General features: G+C 43.7%; 15 protein-coding genes and 3 pseudogenes. 17 read left to right on the plus strand and 1 reads right to left on the minus strand.

The genetic code is table 11. From position 1 onward, the window contains the following. Positions 1 to 21 precede the first annotated feature (21 nt). A pseudogene (locus tag AC1EKL_RS06125) lies at positions 22 to 1,123 on the minus strand (AI-2E family transporter). A 127-nt stretch (positions 1,124 to 1,250) separates the two neighbouring features. Between AC1EKL_RS06125 and AC1EKL_RS06130 the strand changes: the two are divergent. The 17 genes and pseudogenes from AC1EKL_RS06130 (at position 1,251) to cls (ending at position 21,092) form a co-directional block, all read left to right on the plus strand. Beyond that, positions 1,251 to 2,291, plus strand: a complete 1,041-nt coding sequence (locus AC1EKL_RS06130; RefSeq protein WP_480188901.1) for an AI-2E family transporter — start codon at positions 1,251 to 1,253, stop codon at positions 2,289 to 2,291. Positions 2,292 to 2,406: 115 nt separating this feature from the next. Next, the gene (locus tag AC1EKL_RS06135; protein ID WP_480188902.1) at positions 2,407 to 4,068 is read left to right on the plus strand and encodes a formate--tetrahydrofolate ligase; all 1,662 of its coding nucleotides are present in this window, start codon (positions 2,407 to 2,409) and stop codon (positions 4,066 to 4,068) included. Between the two features lie 159 nt (positions 4,069 to 4,227). Further along, positions 4,228 to 4,713: a 5-(carboxyamino)imidazole ribonucleotide mutase gene (purE, locus tag AC1EKL_RS06140; protein WP_480188903.1), complete on the plus strand. Its 486-nt coding sequence runs from the start codon at positions 4,228 to 4,230 to the stop codon at positions 4,711 to 4,713. Next, the gene (gene purK / locus AC1EKL_RS06145) at positions 4,676 to 5,830 is read left to right on the plus strand and encodes a 5-(carboxyamino)imidazole ribonucleotide synthase (protein WP_480188904.1); all 1,155 of its coding nucleotides are present in this window, start codon (positions 4,676 to 4,678) and stop codon (positions 5,828 to 5,830) included. Before purE ends, purK begins: the two co-directional genes overlap by 38 nt. A 65-nt stretch (positions 5,831 to 5,895) precedes the next feature. After that, positions 5,896 to 7,191, plus strand: coding sequence for an adenylosuccinate lyase (gene purB / locus AC1EKL_RS06150; protein WP_480188905.1), 1,296 nt, complete (start codon positions 5,896 to 5,898; stop codon positions 7,189 to 7,191). Between the two features lie 115 nt (positions 7,192 to 7,306). Further along, positions 7,307 to 8,701 carry a heavy metal translocating P-type ATPase gene (locus AC1EKL_RS06155; RefSeq protein WP_480188928.1) on the plus strand — a complete coding sequence of 465 codons (1,395 nt, stop codon included), beginning with the start codon at positions 7,307 to 7,309 and terminating at the stop codon, positions 8,699 to 8,701. 218 nt (positions 8,702 to 8,919) lie between these two features. Then, entirely contained in the window at positions 8,920 to 9,645 is a 726-nt protein-coding gene (gene purC / locus AC1EKL_RS06160; RefSeq protein WP_480188906.1) for a phosphoribosylaminoimidazolesuccinocarboxamide synthase, read from the plus strand. Then, a complete protein-coding gene (gene purS / locus AC1EKL_RS06165; protein ID WP_480188929.1) occupies positions 9,638 to 9,883 on the plus strand; it encodes a phosphoribosylformylglycinamidine synthase subunit PurS in 246 nt (81 codons plus the stop codon). The genes purC and purS overlap by 8 nt, the downstream gene beginning before the upstream one ends. A gap of 2 nt (positions 9,884 to 9,885) precedes the next feature. Beyond that, positions 9,886 to 10,560 carry a phosphoribosylformylglycinamidine synthase subunit PurQ gene (gene purQ, locus AC1EKL_RS06170; RefSeq protein ID WP_480188907.1) on the plus strand — a complete coding sequence of 225 codons (675 nt, stop codon included), beginning with the start codon at positions 9,886 to 9,888 and terminating at the stop codon, positions 10,558 to 10,560. 12 nt (positions 10,561 to 10,572) lie between these two features. Continuing rightward, complete coding sequence (gene purL / locus AC1EKL_RS06175; RefSeq protein ID WP_480188908.1) at positions 10,573 to 12,801, plus strand: phosphoribosylformylglycinamidine synthase subunit PurL; 2,229 nt, start codon at positions 10,573 to 10,575, stop codon at positions 12,799 to 12,801. Beyond that, on the plus strand, positions 12,777 to 14,240 hold the full coding sequence (gene purF / locus AC1EKL_RS06180) for an amidophosphoribosyltransferase (RefSeq protein ID WP_480188909.1): 1,464 nt from the start codon (positions 12,777 to 12,779) through the stop codon (positions 14,238 to 14,240). The genes purL and purF overlap by 25 nt, the downstream gene beginning before the upstream one ends. Further along, positions 14,237 to 15,274: a phosphoribosylformylglycinamidine cyclo-ligase gene (gene purM / locus AC1EKL_RS06185; RefSeq protein ID WP_480188910.1), complete on the plus strand. Its 1,038-nt coding sequence runs from the start codon at positions 14,237 to 14,239 to the stop codon at positions 15,272 to 15,274. Before purF ends, purM begins: the two co-directional genes overlap by 4 nt. Before the next feature lie 9 nt (positions 15,275 to 15,283). Next, positions 15,284 to 15,862: a phosphoribosylglycinamide formyltransferase gene (purN, locus tag AC1EKL_RS06190; protein ID WP_480188911.1), complete on the plus strand. Its 579-nt coding sequence runs from the start codon at positions 15,284 to 15,286 to the stop codon at positions 15,860 to 15,862. Positions 15,863 to 15,869: 7 nt separating this feature from the next. Further along, a complete protein-coding gene (purH, locus tag AC1EKL_RS06195; protein ID WP_480190243.1) occupies positions 15,870 to 17,408 on the plus strand; it encodes a bifunctional phosphoribosylaminoimidazolecarboxamide formyltransferase/IMP cyclohydrolase in 1,539 nt (512 codons plus the stop codon). 22 nt (positions 17,409 to 17,430) lie between these two features. Then, positions 17,431 to 18,686: pseudogene (gene purD / locus AC1EKL_RS06200) on the plus strand (phosphoribosylamine--glycine ligase). Between the two features lie 126 nt (positions 18,687 to 18,812). Continuing rightward, positions 18,813 to 19,508 (plus strand): 2,3-diphosphoglycerate-dependent phosphoglycerate mutase, encoded by a 696-nt coding sequence (locus tag AC1EKL_RS06205; protein WP_006917583.1) that lies wholly within the window; start codon positions 18,813 to 18,815, stop codon positions 19,506 to 19,508. Positions 19,509 to 19,593: 85 nt separating this feature from the next. After that, positions 19,594 to 21,092: pseudogene (gene cls, locus AC1EKL_RS06210) on the plus strand (cardiolipin synthase). Positions 21,093 to 21,133 lie beyond the last annotated feature (41 nt).

Consider the following 21,133-nt stretch of genomic DNA (forward strand, 5'->3'; position numbering starts at 1 on the left):
AGTTCGTGTTTAATCAATTCGTCATGATTGTTTTGCTTTGGTCGTGCGCTGTTGCGATTGATCGCGAATAATTCGATAAAGGGCGGCAAATAGGGGAACGGTAAACATCATGCCAATGATTCCAGAAACACCACCCCCCGACCATTACGGCAACAAATACCCACACACTTGGTAGGTCAATGGCCTTACCGACCACAATTGGATAGGTAATACGGTTGTCGAGTTGTTGCAGAATGATAATGAAAATTAGAAAAATGAGGGCCTTAACTGGGGAAATAGCAAAGATGATAATAACACCGACCGAAGCTCCTAAGATAGCGCCAATAATGGGGATCAGCGCAGTAACGGTAGTGACTGCACCCATCATATACGCGTACGGTAACCGAAGAATTGTCATACCAATGAAGCAACAGATTCCCAGGATCGCAGCATCTTTACATTGACCGCTAATGTAGCTGCTAAAACTATTATCGAAAACGCGAATTACGTACATAATCTGATTTTTAGCTCGAGGAAGCCAAAAATCCATTAATTTATAGAATTGCCGTCGTAACATTTTTTTGAAAATCAAGAGGTAGACAGAGAAGAAGATAGCGATGATTGTAGTAGTCCCAAAGGAAATGATTTTGGTGGCGGTATGGCGAACTATTTTGAAGGTTCCACCCACGCCAACTGAAGCCTGTTTAAAAAAAGCGGACCAATTGATTTTACTTGGATCAAGGTACTTAAATGAATGGTTTGATAAATAGGTAATGGACTTTTCGATTATTCGACTATGGTGAGCCAACAGTAACTTGATACAAGCAATCACTTCAGGAATTACTAACCATAAAACTGCTGAAAGAATCACAATAATTGAAATGTAGGATAGTGTGATGCAGATTCCTCGTTTCAATTTCCGGGCACTGGGAGTGGGGAAAATCTTTTCGTACAAGTGCTCCCACTGGTTGAGCAAAATGTTAATGATATAGGCAAGTACCGCACCAGCAATTAAGGGAATTGTTGCATGACCGACATTACCAATAAATTTGGCGACACTTGGCCAATAAGTAATGGCTAAGTATAAAGCAAATAGGGTTATAAATATTCTTAAATAGCGGCGGTCAAAAAACTCTTTGTTCACGACTAGTTCCTCCAGTTTCAATCAATAACTTTATTTTACACGTTATCAGGAGTGAACGGAAAACTTTCGTTCATGAGTTGATTTTTGTTAAAATTGGGGTAATTGATAAAAAGAAGGTTATAGATAGATGGAAAATGCATGGGCAAAATTTACCAGCAACGTTCATTTGCACCGGACGGTGGTTTTATTAATGCTGATTGCAGTGCTGTACGTTGCGCGGGGCATGATGAACACGATTTTACTAACGTTCATTTTTACTTATCTAATTGTTCATTGGGTCCGGCTGGTCCAACGGTGGATTCCAAAATTACCAGTAACAGTTATTGTATTAGTAACGTATATTCTCCTGATATGGGGGATTTATTATGTGGTAACGGATTATCTCCCCATGATTATTAATGAACTGGTCAAAATGGTGGATTCACTAATTAAATTTTATCAGGGTGACGATATGAAATGGTTAATGCGCTATGTTAATCGTTACGTCAGCACGGCCACTATTATTGAACAAGCAAAACATGGAATGAGTTTTGCGGTTGACACCTTAACGCGAATTGGAACACTGACCATTTCACTTTTTATGTCGTTAATTTTAAGTTTCTTCTATACGATCGAACTGAAACAAATGAATGAATTCTCACATCAATTTTTAGAAACCAAGTATTTAAACTGGTTGTTTGGCGATATTTATTACTTTGGTAAGACGTTTGTGAATACTTTTGGGGTGGTTTTGGAAGCCCAATTTTTCATTGCCATCTGTAACACAGCGTTAACGATGATCTGTCTATCATTTATGAAGATGCCCCAGATTTTTGCGTTAGGTTTGATGGTTTTCATCCTGAGCCTGGTTCCGGTGGCTGGAGTAATCATTTCATTAATTCCGCTCTGCTTAGTTGGCTACCAATCTGGCGGAATTCGGGACGTTATCTACATTATTATTATGATCATGGTTATTCATGCGCTGGAAGCGTACGTTTTAAATCCGAAATTTATGTCTAGTCGGACCGAATTGCCAATTTTCTATACATTTGTCGTGCTATTGGTAGCCGGACATTTATGGGGCACTTGGGGACTGATTGTTGGGGTACCAGTCTTTACCTTCTTACTAGATGTTTTCGAAGTAAAATCGGTTCAACGACATCGGGGCCCACGGCCAATTCGAGAATAAGTATTTACATTTTCGTTAGAATCAACTATTCTAATTATATATTTATGAACTATTGATGGTTATAAGCAATTGATAGTTCTTGTTTTTAGGGGTTTGTTTTAAGGAGGACCAATTAATGTTAACAGATATTGAAATTGCCGATCGTGCTGAAATGGAACCCATTACGGAAATTGCTGCCAAAATTGGTTTAAGTGAAGACGATATTGAACAATATGGTAAGTACAAAGCAAAATTGCAGTTGCCGCTAAAAAAGGATGCTAATAAGAAACATCGGTTGGTCCTCGTGACTTCTATTAATCCAACTCCTGCCGGCGAAGGTAAATCCACAGTGTTGGTCGGCCTGGGCGATGCAATGAATAAGTTAAACCACCAAACGATTATTGCAATGCGGGAACCATCTATGGGACCGGTCTTCGGTATTAAAGGCGGGGCCACCGGTGGCGGTTTTAGCCAGGTCGTCCCAATGGAAGATATTAACCTACACTTTACAGGTGACTTGCACGCACTCACGAGTGCTAACAATACCTTAGCTGCCCTCGTTGATAACTACATCATGCGGGATAACGAATTGAATCTGGACCCCCGGCGGATTATTTGGAAACGAGTTGAAGACGTTAACGACCGTGCTTTACGAAACGTGGTAACGGGCCTTGGCGGAGTCATGCAAGGGATTCCCCGGGAAACGGGCTTTGATATTACTGCAGCTTCTGAATTAATGGCCATTTTGTGTCTGTCGACTGATTTGATGGATTTGAAACGGCGGGTTGGACGAATCGTGGTTGGTTATACTCGGGATAAGGAACCAGTAACCGTCAGTCAGCTGGGCTTTGAAGATGCAATTACAATCTTGCTGAAGGATGCGATTAAGCCGAACCTTGTCCAAACGTTGGCTCATACACCAACCATTATCCATGGAGGACCGTTTGCCAATATTGCACACGGATGCAACTCAGTTTTGGCTACTCAAGCGGCAATGAACCTAGCGGACTACACAGTTACTGAATCAGGATTTGGTGCCGACCTTGGTGCAGAAAAGTTTCTTGATATTAAACGGCGGGTCTTAGGCAAGACGCCAGATGCAATGGTGATTGTAGCTACCGTACGGGCGCTGGAATATAATGGTGGTGCCCAACTGGCTAGTTTGAAGGATGAAAATCTTCCAGAACTAAAGAAGGGAATGGCAAACTTAAATCGGCATATCAAGAATATGCAACGGTTTGGGATTCCACTGGTAGTCGCAATTAATCATTTTGTAACTGATACAGATGCTGAAATTAAGGCGATTGAAGACAACTGTAAGCAACTTGGTGTGAACGTGGTGGTTACTGATGCATGGGCTAAGGGCGGGGATGGTGCCCTCGACCTAGCTAAGGAAGTGGTTAAGCTGGCCGATCAACCAAGTACGTTCCATGAACTTTATGACTTAGATCAAACTCCGGAAGAAAAGATTCGGACGATTGCTACGCAGGTATATGGCGCTAAGAACGTCGTGTTCAGCAAGAAGGCTCAAAAGCAACTCAAACAATTTACTGATTTGGGCTGGAACAAGCTTCCTGTCTGCATTGCGAAAACGCAATACTCATTTACTGATGATCAAACACAATTGGGGGCACCAACGAACTTTACGTTCCATATTCGAGAACTGGTTCCAAAACTGGGAGCAGGGTTCATTGTGGCCTTATCCGGCAACATGATGACAATGCCGGGACTAGCAAAGACTCCAGCAGCCGTCAACATGACAATTGATGAAAATGGGACAATTACTGGGTTATTCTAAGGTGAATAATTCGATAATTGTAAAAAAGCATAGAATGTCGTAATGATATTCTATGCTTTTTATTTATATACGAACTATAATTTAACAATTAACTATATTGTTCTTGTTTTATTTCGATAAGTTTGGTACCCTAAAGGAAATCTAAGGAGGGAATAACTAATGAGTAAAGTTAGTGTTGTGATGGGCAGTAAATCTGACTGGCCAACGGTTAAGAAAGCCTGCTTGATTTTAGATCAATTTGGGGTTGACTATGACAAACAAGTGATTTCTGCACACCGGATGCCAAATGAAATGTTCGCTTTTGCGCAAAACGCAGTAAAAAATGACACCGCGGTTATTATTGCTTGTGCAGGAGGGGCCGCTCACCTTCCGGGGATGATTGCGGCTAATACACCATTGCCCGTGATTGGCATTCCTGGCCAAACAAAGGCTTTGGGCGGGGTGGACTCACTACTTTCGATTGTCCAGATGCCGGCAGGAATTCCGGTGGCGACCACGGCAATTGGAGATGCGGGAGCCAAGAACGCAGCTTTATTAGCGCTCCAAATTTTAGGAATTACTAATTCAAAGATTCAACAACAGATCGTTCAGTATGGGCAACGGATGCATGATGAAGCAAAAGAAAGCGGGAATTATCTTGACTAACTTTATTCAACCGGGATCAACCACTGGGGTTATTGGCGGTGGTCAATTGGGCCAAATGCTGGCTTTAGATGCAAAACAAACAGGAATGAAAGTCATTATTTTGGACCCAACGCCACACTGTCCAGCTGGCCAAGTCGCTGATGAACAAATTATTGCCCCTTATGAAGACGTCGCAGCAATTCAAGAACTTGCCCAACGGGCGGATGTTTTAACCTATGAATTTGAAAACGTTGATTTAAAGGCCTTAGAAGATGTGGCAAATCATTCGTATGTTCCACAGGGAACAAATTTGCTATCCATTACTAAGGATCGTATTCGGGAAAAGACCTTTTTGCATCAAGCAGGGTTGAAAACGGCGCCTTTTCAGTCTGTTCATAATTCTCAAGAACTGGAAAATGCAGTGGCAAACATTGGTTACCCAAGTGTCTTGAAAACGTGTGAAGGCGGTTATGATGGTCATGGACAAGTAGTTTTGCATCAAGCAGCCGACATAACAAAATGTGCGGATATCTTAAAGACCCAAAATTGTATTTTAGAAGGCTGGGTTCCTTTTAGAATGGAATGTTCTGTAATGGTGGCTCGTAATGAATTGGGAGAGATCACCACGTTTCCGGTAGCCGAAAACATTCATCATAATGAAATTCTGCACATCAGTATCGTTCCGGCTCGGATTTCACCAGCATTGCAAAGACAAGCGCAACAGATGTCAGAACAAATTGCGAAGGCAATTAATTTACGGGGAATTTTAGGAGTGGAGATGTTTGTTGGGCAGGACGACCAGATTTACATCAATGAATTAGCACCACGCCCGCATAATTCTGGTCACTATTCGATCGAGGCATGTAACTTCTCCCAGTTTGCCATTCATAATCGAGCGATTTGCAATTGGCCGCTACCACAAATTAGACTTTTGCAGCCTGTAGTAATGGTGAATGTACTGGGACAACACGTTGCAAAAGTCCGTCAGCAAATCACTCAACACCCTACTTGGCATTTTCATGATTATGGAAAAGCAGAAATTCGTCATAACCGAAAAATGGGTCACGTAACGATTTTGACAGATGACGTTGAACAAACCCTCCATGAAGTGGATGCCAGTGAAATTTGGCAGAAATAGTTTTCCAAATTAATTCAAATCATTATAGAATAGAACTATTGAGAAAAAGAAAGGATTTTAAACCCATGATTGATCGTTATACTAGTCCAGAAATGAAGCATATTTGGAGTGACCAGACTAAATACCAATGCTGGTTGGAAGTTGAAATTGCTGCAGATGAAGCCTGGAGTAAACTGGGCCACATTCCAGCTGAAGATGTAGAAAAAATTAAGCAAAATGCGAAGTTTACGGTTGAGGGGATTAACGAGATTGAAGCAGTAACTCACCACGACGTGATTGCCTTTACGCGGGATGTTTCTAAGTCGTTGGGACCTGAACGGAAATGGGTTCATTATGGAATGACGAGTACCGACGTTGTTGATACTGCGCAGGGTTACCGTTTAAAAAAGGCGAATGATTTATTACGCCAAGATATTGAAGACTTTATGCAAGTCTTAAAAGAGATGACGAAAAAATATAAGTACACGGTCTGCATGGGTCGAACTCACGGGGTCCATGCTGAACCAACCACGTTCGGTTTGAAGGCTGCCCGTTGGTATTCAGAAATGAAGCGTAATCGACAGCGGTTTGATGAAGCTGCTAAAGGGGTGGAAGCTGGTAAAATTTCTGGAGCAGTCGGCACTTTTGCGGAAATTGATCCATTTGTGGAAGAATACGTTTGCAAAAAACTAGGTATTCGTCCGCAGGAAATTTCAACCCAAGTCTTACCACGGGATTTACATGCTGCTTATGTTGCCGCGATTGCGCTCGTTGGGACCAGTCTGGAAGAGATGGCTACCGAAATTCGTTCTTTGCAACGGACGGAAATCCATGAAGTTGAAGAACACTTTGCCAAGGGGCAAAAGGGTTCTTCTGCAATGCCGCATAAGCGGAACCCGATTGGCTCAGAAAATATTTGCGGTTGTGCACGGATGCTGCGGGGATACATGGTGCCAGCCTATGAAGACGTTTCATTATGGCACGAACGAGATATTTCACACTCAAGTGCTGAACGAATGATTTTGCCCGATGCGACCTCGTTATTGGATTATATGCTGAAGCGCTTTGGTCGGATTTTAAAGAATTTAGATGTCTTTCCAGAAACAATGAAGAAGAATATGGATAAGACGCTCGGCTTGATTTATTCTGGACGGGTTTTGTTAAAGTTAGTTAATTCAGGAATGACCCGGGAAGCGGCATATGATTTGATTCAACCATACACCGCTAAGTGCTGGGCTGAACAAATTCCGTTCCGGCCATTGCTAGAAGCTGATCCAACAATCCAAAAGCAATTAACCAAGGAAGACTTGGATGATGCATTTGACTATCATTGGCACCTACGCCATGTTGATGATATCTACAAACGGGTTGGGTTAGATTAAAAAACGTAGTGTTTTGTAATACCTCTTCGAAACTGTTAGGAGTAACCTAGCAACTTCGAGGGTTTTTTTGTGATGAAAATTTGCAGCTTCTCATAATCTGTTTAATAATTTAATTATTAAAAGGACAGGTGAGCAGGTTCCGGTTGACGGGGTCGTAGTGGAAGGAATTAGCTCAGTTGATGAGTCTACGCTCACTGGAGAATCCCTACCGGTTAATAAACGTTGTGGCGAAGAATTGCTGTCTGGTTCATTGAATGGTGATGGTCGGTTAGTGATGAAGGTTCAGCGTCGCGCGGCCGATAGTCAGTATCAACAATTAGTTGCATTGATTGAACAATCCGATCAACAACCGGCCCATTTTGTGCGTTTAGCTGATCGTTATGCGCTCCCCTTTACGCTTATTTCGTATCTTATTGCGGGCATCGCATGGTGGGTGGCAAAAGATCCAATTCGATTTGCTCAAGTTTTAGTTGTGGCATCACCGTGCCCGTTAATTTTAGCGGCACCGGTGGCTTTTGTTTCCGGAATGAGTCGGAGTTCCACGAATGGGATTGTAGTGAAGACAGGGGACGTGATCGAAAAATTGGCAACGATTCGTTCGGCTGCCTTTGATAAGACCGGTACATTAACGCACGGGAACTTAATGGTCAGTGCAGTGGTCCCGCATGGCGAAACTTCTGCCCAGCAGTTGCTCCAGATTACCGCAAGTGCGGAACAAGATTCTAACCACGTATTAGCGCAATCCGTAGTGCAAGCCGCTCGTCAGCAATCAATTTCTTTATTACAACCAACTATAATGCACGAAACTACGGCTCAGGGAATTGAAGCAACGATTAATCAGCAGAAAGTCAAGGTCGGACGCAGGACCTTTGTCGATCCTGGTAATCAAATTACAGCCGCTGAAGTAACTGCTATTTACGTGATGGTGGATGGCCACTATTGGGGTCATATTGAATTTCAAGACCAGCTTCGCAATGAAACACCGCAGGTAATTAGCAAACTACGGGACTGTGGTGTTCAAACGATTATGATGTTGACTGGCGATCAAGAGCGAATCGCCCAACGTATTGCAAGCAAAATTGGTATTACGCAAGTCTTTGCGGGATTATTGCCAGAACAAAAGGTCATGCATCTGCAACAGCTTCCTGATCAGAAACGGCCAAGCATGATGGTTGGTGATGGTGTGAATGATGCGCCAGTATTGAAAGTGGCTGATGTTGGGGTTGCCATGGGTGCACGTGGTTCGACCGCTGCTAGTGAATCAGCCGACGTGGTGATTCTAGCGGATGATTTACGCAAAGTGGCGAATGCCGTTGTGATTGCTCAAGACACATTACGGATTGCTAAACATGCCGTTTGGATTGGAATTGCGGTGTGTGTGATTCTGATGCTAATTTGTAGCACTGGGGTGGTACCAACGATTATTGGGGCCTTTTTGCAAGAAGTTGTTGATACAGTTTGCATCTTATGGGGTCTTCGGGCACGTCATGATTTTAAAAATCTAATGTAAATAAAATAACCAACTAGCTGAACAATGATTGGCTAGTTGGTTTTTAATTTTGGCATTTTGGTAAATAACGAACAATAACAAACAAATAAAATTAAAAGTTTGGATATTTGTTGACAGATTTACAATCAATTGATATGCTCATGATGTTTAATAACGAACTTAGATAGTTATTAGTTTTATAAAGTTCGTGTTTTATTCAAAAAGGAGCGATTTTATCCATGGGTGAACTGTTATATTCTGGAAAAGCAAAACAAATGTGGACGACGGAGGATCCGAATTTATTACGCGTTGTCTACCTTGACCAAGCAACTATGTTGAATGGCAAACGAAAAGACCATTTTGTTGGTAAAGGTACAGCTGCCAATGATATTTCAACGCTAGTTTTTGAATATCTGATCCGCAAAGGAATTCCAACGCACTTTGTAAAACGGCTTTCGCCAACGGAAGAATTAGTAAAAAAGTGTGAAATGATTCGATTAGAATTTGTTACCAGAAATATTGTTGCAGGGCATTTTGCCTCACGTTTCGGGTTAAAAGAAGGAACGCCATTAGCCCAACCAGTTGAAGAAACATTTTATAAGAGTGATGAACTAGATGATCCCTTTGCTAACGAATCAGATGCGATTGCCATTCAAGTATGCACGGCGAAGGAATATCAACAATGTTGGGAGTTAGCGCGGCGGTGTAATGTGCTATTGACTGCGCTTTTTGCAAAGGCAGGGATGAAATTAGTTGATTTTAAGCTTGAGTTTGGCAAGTTGGCAGACGGCACTTTGGTTCTCGCAGATGAATTTTCACCAGATAATTGTCGACTGTGGGATCGTGAAACGAATGTCCACCTGGATAAGGATGTTTTCCGGAAGAATCTGGGAGATATTACGACAACTTATGATGAAGTATATGGACGTTTGCAAAAGGCAGTCATGGAGGAAAATGATGATTAAAGTTCGAGTTTTCGTCACCTATAAACAATCAGTTTTTGATCCCCAAGGGGATACGATTGCTAAGACCGTTCATGCCATTGGTCATTCTGAAGTTGAATATGTTCAGGTTGGTAAGTTTTTTGACTTGAGCTTAAAAACCACCCCAGACCAAGTGGCAACGGTCATTAAAGACATTGCGACGAACTTATTGGTGAATTTCAATATGGAAACTTACACTTACCAAGTGCTGGAGGGCTAGTTATGAAGATTGCGGTCATTGTCTTTCCTGGTTCTAACTGTGATGTTGATATTTATGAAGCGCTGGCGACCGTTTGCCACGCTGATGTCCAATACGTTTCCCATCGTGAAAAAAGTCTGGCCGGTTTTGATGCGGTGATGCTGCCAGGGGGCTTTTCATATGGTGACTACCTGCGGGCGGGAGCGCTAGCACGGTTTACAAACATTATGCCGGCAATTATTCAGATGGCCAACGAAGGGAAACCAGTCTTTGGGACTTGCAATGGATTTCAAATCTTAACTGAAGCTGGACTATTGCCAGGAGCTTTAAAACACAACAATAGTCAGCAATTTATTTGCAAAACGGTTCCGTTAGAGGTGGTAAATAATCAGACATTGTTTACCACTGAATATCAGGCGCATGAACGAATTGCGTTACCGATTGCCCATGCTGATGGATGTTATGTTGCCAGCAAGGATACACTCGACCAGTTAGAACAAAATCACCAAGTGGTCTTTCGGTACGCAGCTGAGAATCCGAACGGCTCTTTGAGAAATATTGCTGGGATTACAAATCAGCGAGGAAATGTCTTAGGGATGATGCCACATCCAGAACGGGCGGTGGAAGCCCTGCTAGGAAATACAGCTGGGCGGCGTCTCTTTGAATCACTGTTAACAAATGGCACCGTAAAAGCATAGTGAGGGAAAACGATGAAGCAAGCAATGACACCAGAAGAAATTAAAAAGCAAAAGCCTTACCTTGATTGGAGTTTGACGGAAAAGGAATATAACTATATTGCCGATCGACTATTAGGCCGTTTACCAAACTATACGGAAACTGGATTGTTTGCGGCGATGTGGAGTGAACATTGTTCTTATAAAAAATCAAAGCCGGTTTTACGACTTCTGCCGAATAAAAACGCACGGGTTTTGCAAGGCCCGGGTGAAGGTGCGGGAGTAGTCGATATTGATGATGGACAGGCAGTCGTTTTTAAGGCGGAAAGCCATAACCACCCGACGACTGTCGAACCTTATCAGGGTGCCGCAACCGGGGTGGGCGGAATTCTCCGGGATATTTTTAGCATGGGGGCTCGACCAATCGCGTCGCTGGATTCGCTACATTTTGGTGAATTAACAGATCCTCAAATGCGGATGAAAGTGGCACAGACAGTTAAAGGCATTGGTGACTATGGAAATTGTATGGGAATTCCCACAGTGGCCGGTGAAACAACGTTTGATCCATGCTATCAAGGTAATATTTTATGTAACGCTATGAGTGTTGGTTTGATGAATCAAAAAGATCTCCAGCAAGGGAAGGCCGCCGGAATTGGCAACGCGGTGATGTATGTTGGTGCCAAAACCGGACGTGATGGGATTCACGGAGCCACCTTTGCTTCTGCAGACTTTTCTGATGAGAACGCGACGCAACGTTCCGCCGTTCAAGTCGGTGATCCGTTTATGGAAAAACTGCTGATGGAGGCGTGTCTGGAATTAATTCAAAAGCATGCTGATTGGCTAGTTGGAATCCAAGATATGGGAGCTGCCGGAATTGTCTCCTCCAGTGCTGAAATGGCAAGTGAAGGTCAAAGTGGTATGAAATTGAATCTGGATTTAGTACCACAACGAGAAACGGGAATGTCCGCGTATGAAATTATGCTGAGCGAATCTCAAGAACGGATGCTGCTTTGTGTAGTGAAAGGCCATGAAAAAGATGTTCGAGAAATTTTTCACCGGTATGATCTGGATGCGGTCACGATTGGACGGATTATCGAAGGCCACGATTACATTCTCGAACATGACGGTGAAGAGGTTTGTCACATTCCGGTATCAACGTTAACGGATGATGTTTTAGAAGAACCAAGTACTGAACGGGAACCGCAACGTTTGCAAACAGCTCGAGAAGTACCAGCTTGGCAGCCAATTGTGAATGAACCGGGACGAGTGCTTCGCCAACTGCTGCAACAAGCAACGATTGCCAGTGATGAAGCTTTAACGCAACAGTATGATACTCAGGTTCGAACGTCAACAGTGGCTGGCCCGGGTAGTGATGCTGGTGTGATTCGGATTCGTGGCTACCATAAAGGTTTAGCAATGACGACTGATGGGAATGGCCGTTTTGTTTACTTGGACCCTGAAATCGGTGGACAAATGGCAGTTACTGAGGCATATCTCAATATTGTGGCGAGTGGTGCGGAACCATTGGCAATTACCGACTGCCTTAATTATGGTGACCCTAATGATCCGGAGATCTTCTGGGAATTGCATCATTCGATTGAAGGGATGGCGACTGCGTGCCGCATTTTTGATACTCCGGTCATTTCAGGAAATGTTTCTCTTTATAACGAGAACAATGGTCGAGCAATTTATCCAACCCCGATGGTGGGCATGGTGGGTTTAATTAAAAATCTTGATCACGTGATTTCGTCATTTGCTACCCATGCCGGAGATGATGTTTACCTCATTGGTCAAACTGGTAATGATTATGCTGGGTCAGAACTGCAAAAATTAATGACGGGGCAAATATCCGGCACACTATCAAAAGTCAACTTACAAAGAATCCAGGAATATTGTGGGCGCCTGCATTCTGAAATGGTGACCGGTCACGTAACTGCTGCACATGATGTTAGTGAAGGTGGTCTTGGCGTCGCATTTGCTGAAATGTTATTTGCTGATGAGACCGGAATGAATTTAGATTTACGTGATCTCACCGCTACGCAATTGTTCAGCGAAACCGCGGGACGAATGATAGTGACGGTACCATCAACTTTTAAAACGGAATTTGAAAACGCAATGGGGAATGATGCCCGTTGGGTTGGAACGGTTACTAACACCCATTGGTTAGAAGGACACCTGCAGGACGCGGATTTCAACGAAGACTTGGTGGAACTAAAGAGAGAATATAAGGAGGCGCTCCCGTGCCAGCTGAAGTTAAAGGATTAAATGAAGAGTGTGGTGTCTTTGGCGTTTTTGGCGCACCACATGCGAATCAACTAACCTACCTGGGTCTACATACTTTGCAGCATCGTGGACAGGAAGGTGCGGGCATTGTGACAACTGATCATGAGGAAATGTATCAGCATCGTGACCGCGGACTTTTGGCCCAGGTTTTTAAAAATCAAGCGGATCTGGAAGGATTGCTTGGCGATACTGCAATTGGTCATGTGCGTTACGGAACGGCCGGACGCGATGCCATCCAAAATGTTCAGCCATTTCTCTTTCGCTTTCATGATGGCGATGTGGCGCTAGCCCATAATGGTAACTTAACGAATGCAGTCACATTACGTCGCCAGCTCGAAGATGAAGGGGCTGTTTTTCAATCAGACTCGGATACGGAAATTCTCATTCACTTGGTGCGTAAGCACATTAAGGATGGTTTTATCCCGGCCCTGAAGCAAAGCTTGAACGAAGTCAAAGGTGGTTTTGCATTTTTGCTGTTACAAAAGGATCGCTTAATTGCTGCTTTAGATCCGAATGGGATTCGTCCATTATGCATTGGCCAGCTCGCGAACGGTGCTTACGTGGTGGCAAGTGAATCTTGTGCACTGGATATCGTAAACGCCCAATTTGTACGGGATGTTCAACCGGGTGAACTATTGATTATTGATCGTGATGGTTTACACGAAGACCGGTATACGGATAACACGCAATTAGCGATCTGTTCAATGGAATACATCTACTTTGCGCGTCCCGACTCAATTATTCATGGGGTGACGGTGCATAACGCTCGTAAACGAATGGGTAAGTTGTTGGCACGTGAACATCCTGTTAAAGCAGATATGGTAATTGGGGTGCCAAATTCATCCCTTTCTGCGGCGAGTGGCTATGCTGAAGAGATTGGCCTTCCATATGAAATGGGACTAATTAAAAGTCAGTATGTTGCGCGCACTTTTATCCAACCCACTCAGGCGTTGCGGGAACGCGGGGTCCATATGAAACTGTCGGCGGTACGGGGCGTGGTCCAAGGACGGCGCATTGCGGTTGTGGACGATTCCATCGTTCGTGGAACCACATCGCGACAAATTGTGCAGATGTTACGAGCCGCTGGTGCCAAGGAAGTTCATATGCTGATTGCTTCCCCACCATTTAAATTTCCGTGCTTTTACGGGATTGATGTCTCCACGCGGGCAGAATTAATCGCTGCCCACTTTAGTGTCGAAGAAATGCGTCGACAAATTGGTGCTGATTCACTGAGTTTCTTATCGGTGCCCAATTTAATTCAAGCAATCAATGTACCAGATGCAGGGACGGCACCTTATGGCGGACTGACCGTTGCCTATTTCAATGGTGACTATCCAACGCCACTTTACGATTATGAAGCTAAATACCTAGCTTCGTTGAATAAGCAGGAACGCCGTGAACGAAGGGAGAGAGAAGCGTGAGTCGTTACGAAGAAGCTGGTGTGAATATTGAAGCGGGTTACGAATTAGTGAACCGGATTAAAGAAACGGTTAATAGCACCCATCGCCAGGGAATGATGACTGGAATTGGAAGTTTTGGCGGAATGTTTGATTTAGGTGAACTAAAATTTCGCCACCCGATTTTGATTTCTGGCACCGACGGGGTCGGCACTAAGTTACTGATTGCCCAGCAAATGAATCGACATCATACGATTGGTATTGACGTAGTTGCCATGTGCGTAAATGATGTTTTGGCTCAGGGGGCTGAACCCTTGTACTTTTTGGATTACATTGCAACTGGCCATAATGATCCTGCTAAAATGGCGCAAATTGTTGAAGGAGTAGCGACCGGTTGTCAGCAAGCAAACGCAGCATTGGTTAGCGGGGAAACTGCAGAAATGCCGGATATGTATTCTGAAGATGAGTATGATTTAGCAGGAACGGTTACTGGTGTGGTGGAAAAGGATGCCCTACTAACTAGTGCCAATCCAGAAGCAGGCGACATTTTGGTTGGGTTACCTTCCAGCGGGCTTCATTCAAACGGTTTTTCACTCGTGCGTCAGATTCTCTTTAAAGACCATCAGGTTCAATTGAATGATCAACCAGAAATTCTGGGTGGTGAAACGGTGGGAACGACGTTACTGACTCCAACCAAAATCTATGTTCAAGCAGTTTTACCATTACTCAAAGACCATTTAATTCGTGGAATCAGCCATATTACCGGTGGCGGTCTTCCCGAAAATGTGCCACGAATGATTGGTGATGCTTTACAAGCGCGGATTGATCCGCAATGTTGGCCGCGATTACCTATTTTTAACTATTTAAAGCAACTGGGGCAGTTGGCGGATGACGATTGCTGGAAGACCTTCAATATGGGAATTGGGATGGTACTAGCGGTTGCTCCTGAAAATGTTGAATTAGTTCAGAACCGCCTTGCTGAAGCTGGCGAACGCAGTTATCAAATCGGTCGTTTGATAAAGCGGCCCCAAGGCAGTACCAAGATTGAGATTAAGTGAGGTTGGACGATGAGAGTGGCAATTTTTGCTTCCGGAAACGGAACTAATTTTGAAGTATTAACCAAACAATTTCAAAACCACCAGTTGGCCGGCAATGTTGTGTTGCTATTTTGTGATCATCCTGACGCTTATGTGATGAAAAGGGCACAACGTTTGAATGTCCCAGCATTTAGTTGGACGGTTAAAGAAGCTGGTGGAAAAGAAGCCTATGAAAAGCGGCTTTTAAAGTTATTACAGACGCAAAAAATTGATTTAATTTTATTAGCTGGTTACTTGCGAATGGTGGGTGCGACGATTTTGGATCAGTATGAGGGACGCATCATTAATTTACACCCCGCATGGTTACCGGAGTATCCTGGCTTACATTCGATTGAACGGGCGTACCGCGATCAAGTATCTGCAACTGGCGTGACCGTCCACTTTATTGACCGCGGCTTGGATACGGGACCGATTATCATGCAAGAGCGGGTGCCAATCCATTCAGATGATTCACTAGCCGAACTCGAAAAACGGGTGCACGAAGTGGAACATCGTCTGTATCCCCAAGCAGTTAAGCAGGTTGTAAGTCAATTAACAACAAAGGAGTAGATTACCAATGAAGCGTGCCTTAGTAAGTGTTTCTGACAAGATAAATTTAGTACCATTTGTTCAAGGATTAGCAGAGAATGGCTTTGAAATTGTTTCGACCGGCGGCACCAAGCGAGTTTTAGACGATGCTGGTATCAAAACCATTAGTATTGAAGAGGTGACCCATTTTCCTGAAATCTTGGATGGTCGGGTGAAGACTCTGAATCCGTACGTTCATGGTGGCCTATTGGCCCGGCGTGAAGTTCCTGACCATATGGCGACACTGAAAGAACACCATATTACCCCAAGTGATTTGGTATGTGTAAACCTGTACCCATTCAAACAAACAATTGAAAAAGCGGGGGTCAGTTTAGCGGAAGCAATCGAAAATATCGATATTGGCGGTCCATCGATGGTGCGGTCAGCTGCTAAGAACTACCGTGACGTTACCGTAGTCACCGATATTAATGATTACGATCAGGTGCTAGCAGAAATTAAGCAAAATGGGGAAACTACTTTAGCAACCCGCGCACAATTAGCGGCCAAGGCCTTTCGAACTACAGCAGCCTATGATTCCTTGATTGCCCAATACCTGACCAAACGGGAAGAATTAGCAGATCCGGAAAAGCTGACGTTAACGTACGGCCTTAAAGAAACAATGCGTTACGGAGAAAATTCACATCAACAGGCCTGGTTGTATGAAGATGTTCTGCCCAAGGCTTACTCGGTCTTGGCGGCCCACCAACTTCATGGAAAAAAGCTATCATATAACAACATCAAAGATGCAGATGAAGCGTTACGGTGCATTCGCGAATTCGATCAACCAACCGTTGTTGCAATGAAACACATGAATCCATGTGGAATTGGACGTGGTCAGACAATTGAACAGGCTTGGCAGCGTGCTTATCAAGCAGATTCAGTATCAATTTTTGGTGGTGTGATTGCCTTAAACCGACCAGTTGATTTAGCAACGGCGGAACACATGCATAAAATTTTCTTAGAAATCGTGATTGCGCCAAGTTTTGACGATGATGCTTATCAATTATTAGCGAAAAAGAAAAACATTCGTCTGCTGACGGTTGATTTTACTAAGAAAGATGAATCAACTAAACGTGAAGTCGTGTCTGTCATGGGTGGCTTACTAATGCAGGATCAGGATGTTTTAGAAGAAGACGCACATGATTGGCAATGCGTAACTGAGGCAAAACCAACGGAAAGCCAATTACAATCGTTGATGTTTGCTTGGAAGGCGGTTAAACATGCTAAATCCAACGCTATTGTAGTTGCTAACGACGAACGTACGTTAGGGGTTGGTGAGGGACAGCCAAATCGAATTGATTCATTAAAGATTGCGGTTAAACATGCTGGAGATGCCATTGATGACCGAACGGTGATGGCTTCGGACGCCTTCTTCCCGTTTGGAGATTGTATTGAATTTGCTGGTCAACATGGGATTAAAGCGGTTGTTCAACCTGGTGGGTCTATTCGGGATCAAGAATCAATTGATATGGCGAATAAGTATGGCATCGCAATGGTTACAACCGGTGTTCGCCATTTCCGTCACTAGGATTTGTTAAAAGGAGAACCGGATGACGCAACAACAAAATGTATTAGTAGTGGGTGAAGGTGGCCGTGAATTTGCCATTGCCAAGAAATTGCAAGAGAGTACCCATGTGCAACAGGTTTACTGTGCTCCAGGCAATGTCGGGATGGAATCTGTAGGTGTCCAACGGGTTGACATTGCAGAAAATGATTTCCCTCAATTGATTGACTTTGCTAAGACCCATGAGATTGCTTGGACCTTTGTGGGACCTGAGGATAGTCTTGTGGAAGGGATTGTTGATGAATTTCATGCGGCTGGTCTCAAGATTTTTGGTCCCACCGCACGCGCTGCCCAGTTAGAAGGATCGAAAGATTATGCCTTGAATTTTATGGATCACTATGGGGTTCCAACGGCAAAACACCATAGTTATCGTGACCAAACAGCGGCACTAAAGGGGCTAGATGAATTTGGCTTTCCATTAGTCATCAAAGAAAATGGTTTAGCAGGCGGTAAAGGAGTAGTAATTGCTCGGGATCGTGCAGAAGCAGTGAGAACGGTTGAAGAAATGTTTGCCAATGGTCAATCACGACTGGTACTCGAAGAATGTTTGGTGGGACCTGAATACTCACTTTTTTTGCCTTGAGTAATGGTCATTATCGGATTTTACCAATGGCTCAAGATCATAAACGAGCTTATGATGGTGATCGGGGACCAAATACTGGTGGAATGGGCGCTTATAGCCCGCTTCCCCAATTAGCAAAGGCTGATTATCAACGGATGATTGACGAAGTAGTAAAACCCACGGTCCAGGGATTGGTTGCTGGGGACTATCACTACCATGGGATTCTTTACATTGGTTTAATCATGACCGCTGCAGGGCCGAAAGTCATTGAGTATAACGTTCGATTAGGGGATCCGGAAACCCAAGTTATTTTACCCCGCTTAACAACGGATTTATATGAATTAGTTGATGCTGCATTAAAAGATGAGCCATTACCTGAGATTCAGGTTAGTGAACAAGCGACCTTTGGGGTTGTAGTTGCTGCGGAAGGCTATCCGCAAAAGCCTGTTCATGGACAACCACTAGCAAAATTACCGGCTATGAACGGGATAGTAATTGACTATGCTAATGTGAAGGGTGATCTTAATCATTTGCGAGGTGCGGGTGGTCGTCTATTGATGGTTCTTTCGATGGCCGACTCTTTGCAAGCGGCACATGATCAGGTCTACCAGTACCTTGACCAACGCCATTTACAACAATGTTATTACCGCCATGATATTGGGACTAAAGCTGGACTCTAGTAAGCAGGTGTAAATAAAAATTGGGTCAACCACTTGCTACCTATTGGAATTTATTTCCGAATGGATTAAAATATTGGGGTAATGCATTTTTATTGCGAGATTTAAGAAGAAAGAGGTCAATTGGACATGGCTAAATTAGTATTGATTCGTCACGGTCAAAGTGAATGGAACCTTTCAAACCAATTTACTGGTTGGGTTGATGTTGATTTAAGTGAAAAGGGTGTTGAACAAGCCAAGGCTGCTGGTAAGGCGATTGCTGAACATGGCTTGCAATTTGATTACGCCTATACTTCAGTTTTGAAGCGGGCAATCAAGACTCTGCACTACGCTCTTGAAGAATGTGATCAACTTTGGATCCCAGAATTTAAGACGTGGCGTTTAAACGAACGTCACTACGGTGCACTTCAAGGCCACAATAAGAAGAAGGCTGCTGAAAAGTACGGTGACGAACAAGTCCACATTTGGCGTCGTTCATACGATGTTTTACCACCATTACTGGGGGCAGATGACGAAGGTTCTGCTGCTAAGGATCGTCGTTACGCTAACTTAGACCCACGGGCAATTCCGGGTGGTGAAAACTTAAAGGTTACTTTGGAACGGGTTATTCCATTGTGGCAAGATGAAATTGCGCCAAAGCTTTTGGATAACAAGAACGTTATTATTGCAGCACACGGTAACTCATTACGTGCGCTCTCCAAGTACATTGAACAAATCTCTGATGAAGACATCATGAACTTGGAAATGGCAACTGGCCAACCAGTTGTTTACACCTTCGACGACAAGTTAAATGTGTTGGATAAGGAAAAGTACGACATCGACTAATGTTGATGAGTAATAATAAAAGGCTGGGTCTTAACTCAGCCTTTTATTTTGCAAATGGTTCAATCGAGCCGAAGGGAGCAGAAAAATGGTTTGGACATGGGATGTCATTAGACGAGTAATCGAAGTATTATGGCTGATTAATATTGGGTTTGCGATTTGGACGGTTTTCCGTAGTCGCCGGGATATTGCTTCCACCTGGGCATGGTTGCTAGTATTGACGGTCTTTCCGGTAGTTGGCTTTATTATTTATTTGATCTTTGGTCGTCAGCTTTCCCAGGACGATATTTTTACGATGCGTGCAGAAGACCAAAAGGTTCAAGAACATTTTAAAAAAAACAGCATCGGTTAATTAATAAGCATCGTCTCCTACCAGCGGCCGTCAAACATACTAAGGACCGGATGATGGTCCAGGCACTATTAAATAATAGTGAATCTTTAATTACGTTTGATAATCAAGTGGAATTATTTACTGACGGGCACGTTAAGTTTGCCCACCTAATTGATGATCTTAATCATGCTCAATCCATGATTAGCCTGGAATACTATACTTTTTATGATGATGGTTTAGGAAACCGGGTTTTACAGGCTTTAGAAAAGGCTGCGAGTCGTGGGGTTAAAGTCCGTGTTCTCTATGATACAAGTGGTTCGCGTGGGACCAAGCCAAGCTTTTTTGCACACTTACGGGAACTGGGCGGTGATGCCCAACCATTCGTTTCAGCTCCAGCACATTGGTTTATGACCCCGCGGATGAACTATCATTTACACCGTAAGTTAGTAATTATTGATCATCAAGTCGGTTATATTGGTGGTTTTAATATTGGTGATCAATACCTCGGTCTGGCCCCCAAGTTCGGGTATTGGCGGGATACTCATCTGCGGGTAGCTGGTCAGGCAGCTCAGATTATGGAAGTGCGGTTCGCAATGGACTGGAATACTAGTTGCCGACGTTCTCGACTCCCTAAAATGAATCTAGATCATACTTTAGGAAGTTTTACAATTAAGCGCCCAACGAGTGAAGACATGCAACGTCATGAATTTGTTCCAATGCAGATTGTTTCATCAGGGCCGGATAATCAACGATTTGCGATTCGGCGAGGGTATGAAAACCTCATTAGTCGAGCAACGCAGTATGTTTATATTCAAACGCCGTACTTAATCCCGGAACCTGCAGTTCTAGAAGCGTTAATCATTGCGGCCCACAGTGGAGTGGACGTGCGCGTGATGATTCCATGTAAACCTGATCATCCATTTGTTTACCGGGCCACGGAGTATTATGCTAAGTACCTGGTTAATAACGGGGTTAAAGTTTATAAGTATGATCATGGCTTTATTCACGCCAAGACCATGGTGGCTGATGGCACGTTAGCATCGGTCGGTTCAGCCAATATGGATTATCGAAGCTTTAGTTTGAATTTTGAAGTGAATGCCTTTACTTATAGTCATGAGTTAGCGGAACGCTTGCGGGACGCATTTGAACAAGATTTACAACAATCCACACGACTGACGCCGGAATACTTTGATCAACAAACCAGATGGCACCAATTTAAAGAGTACTTCTCACGGTTATTGTCGCCCATCTTATAAAAAACAAAATAGGGTTCCAGAAGTTCGGTCTTACCGAGCGT

The sequence above is a fragment of the Limosilactobacillus sp. C0001E2 genome (assembly GCF_056590915.1).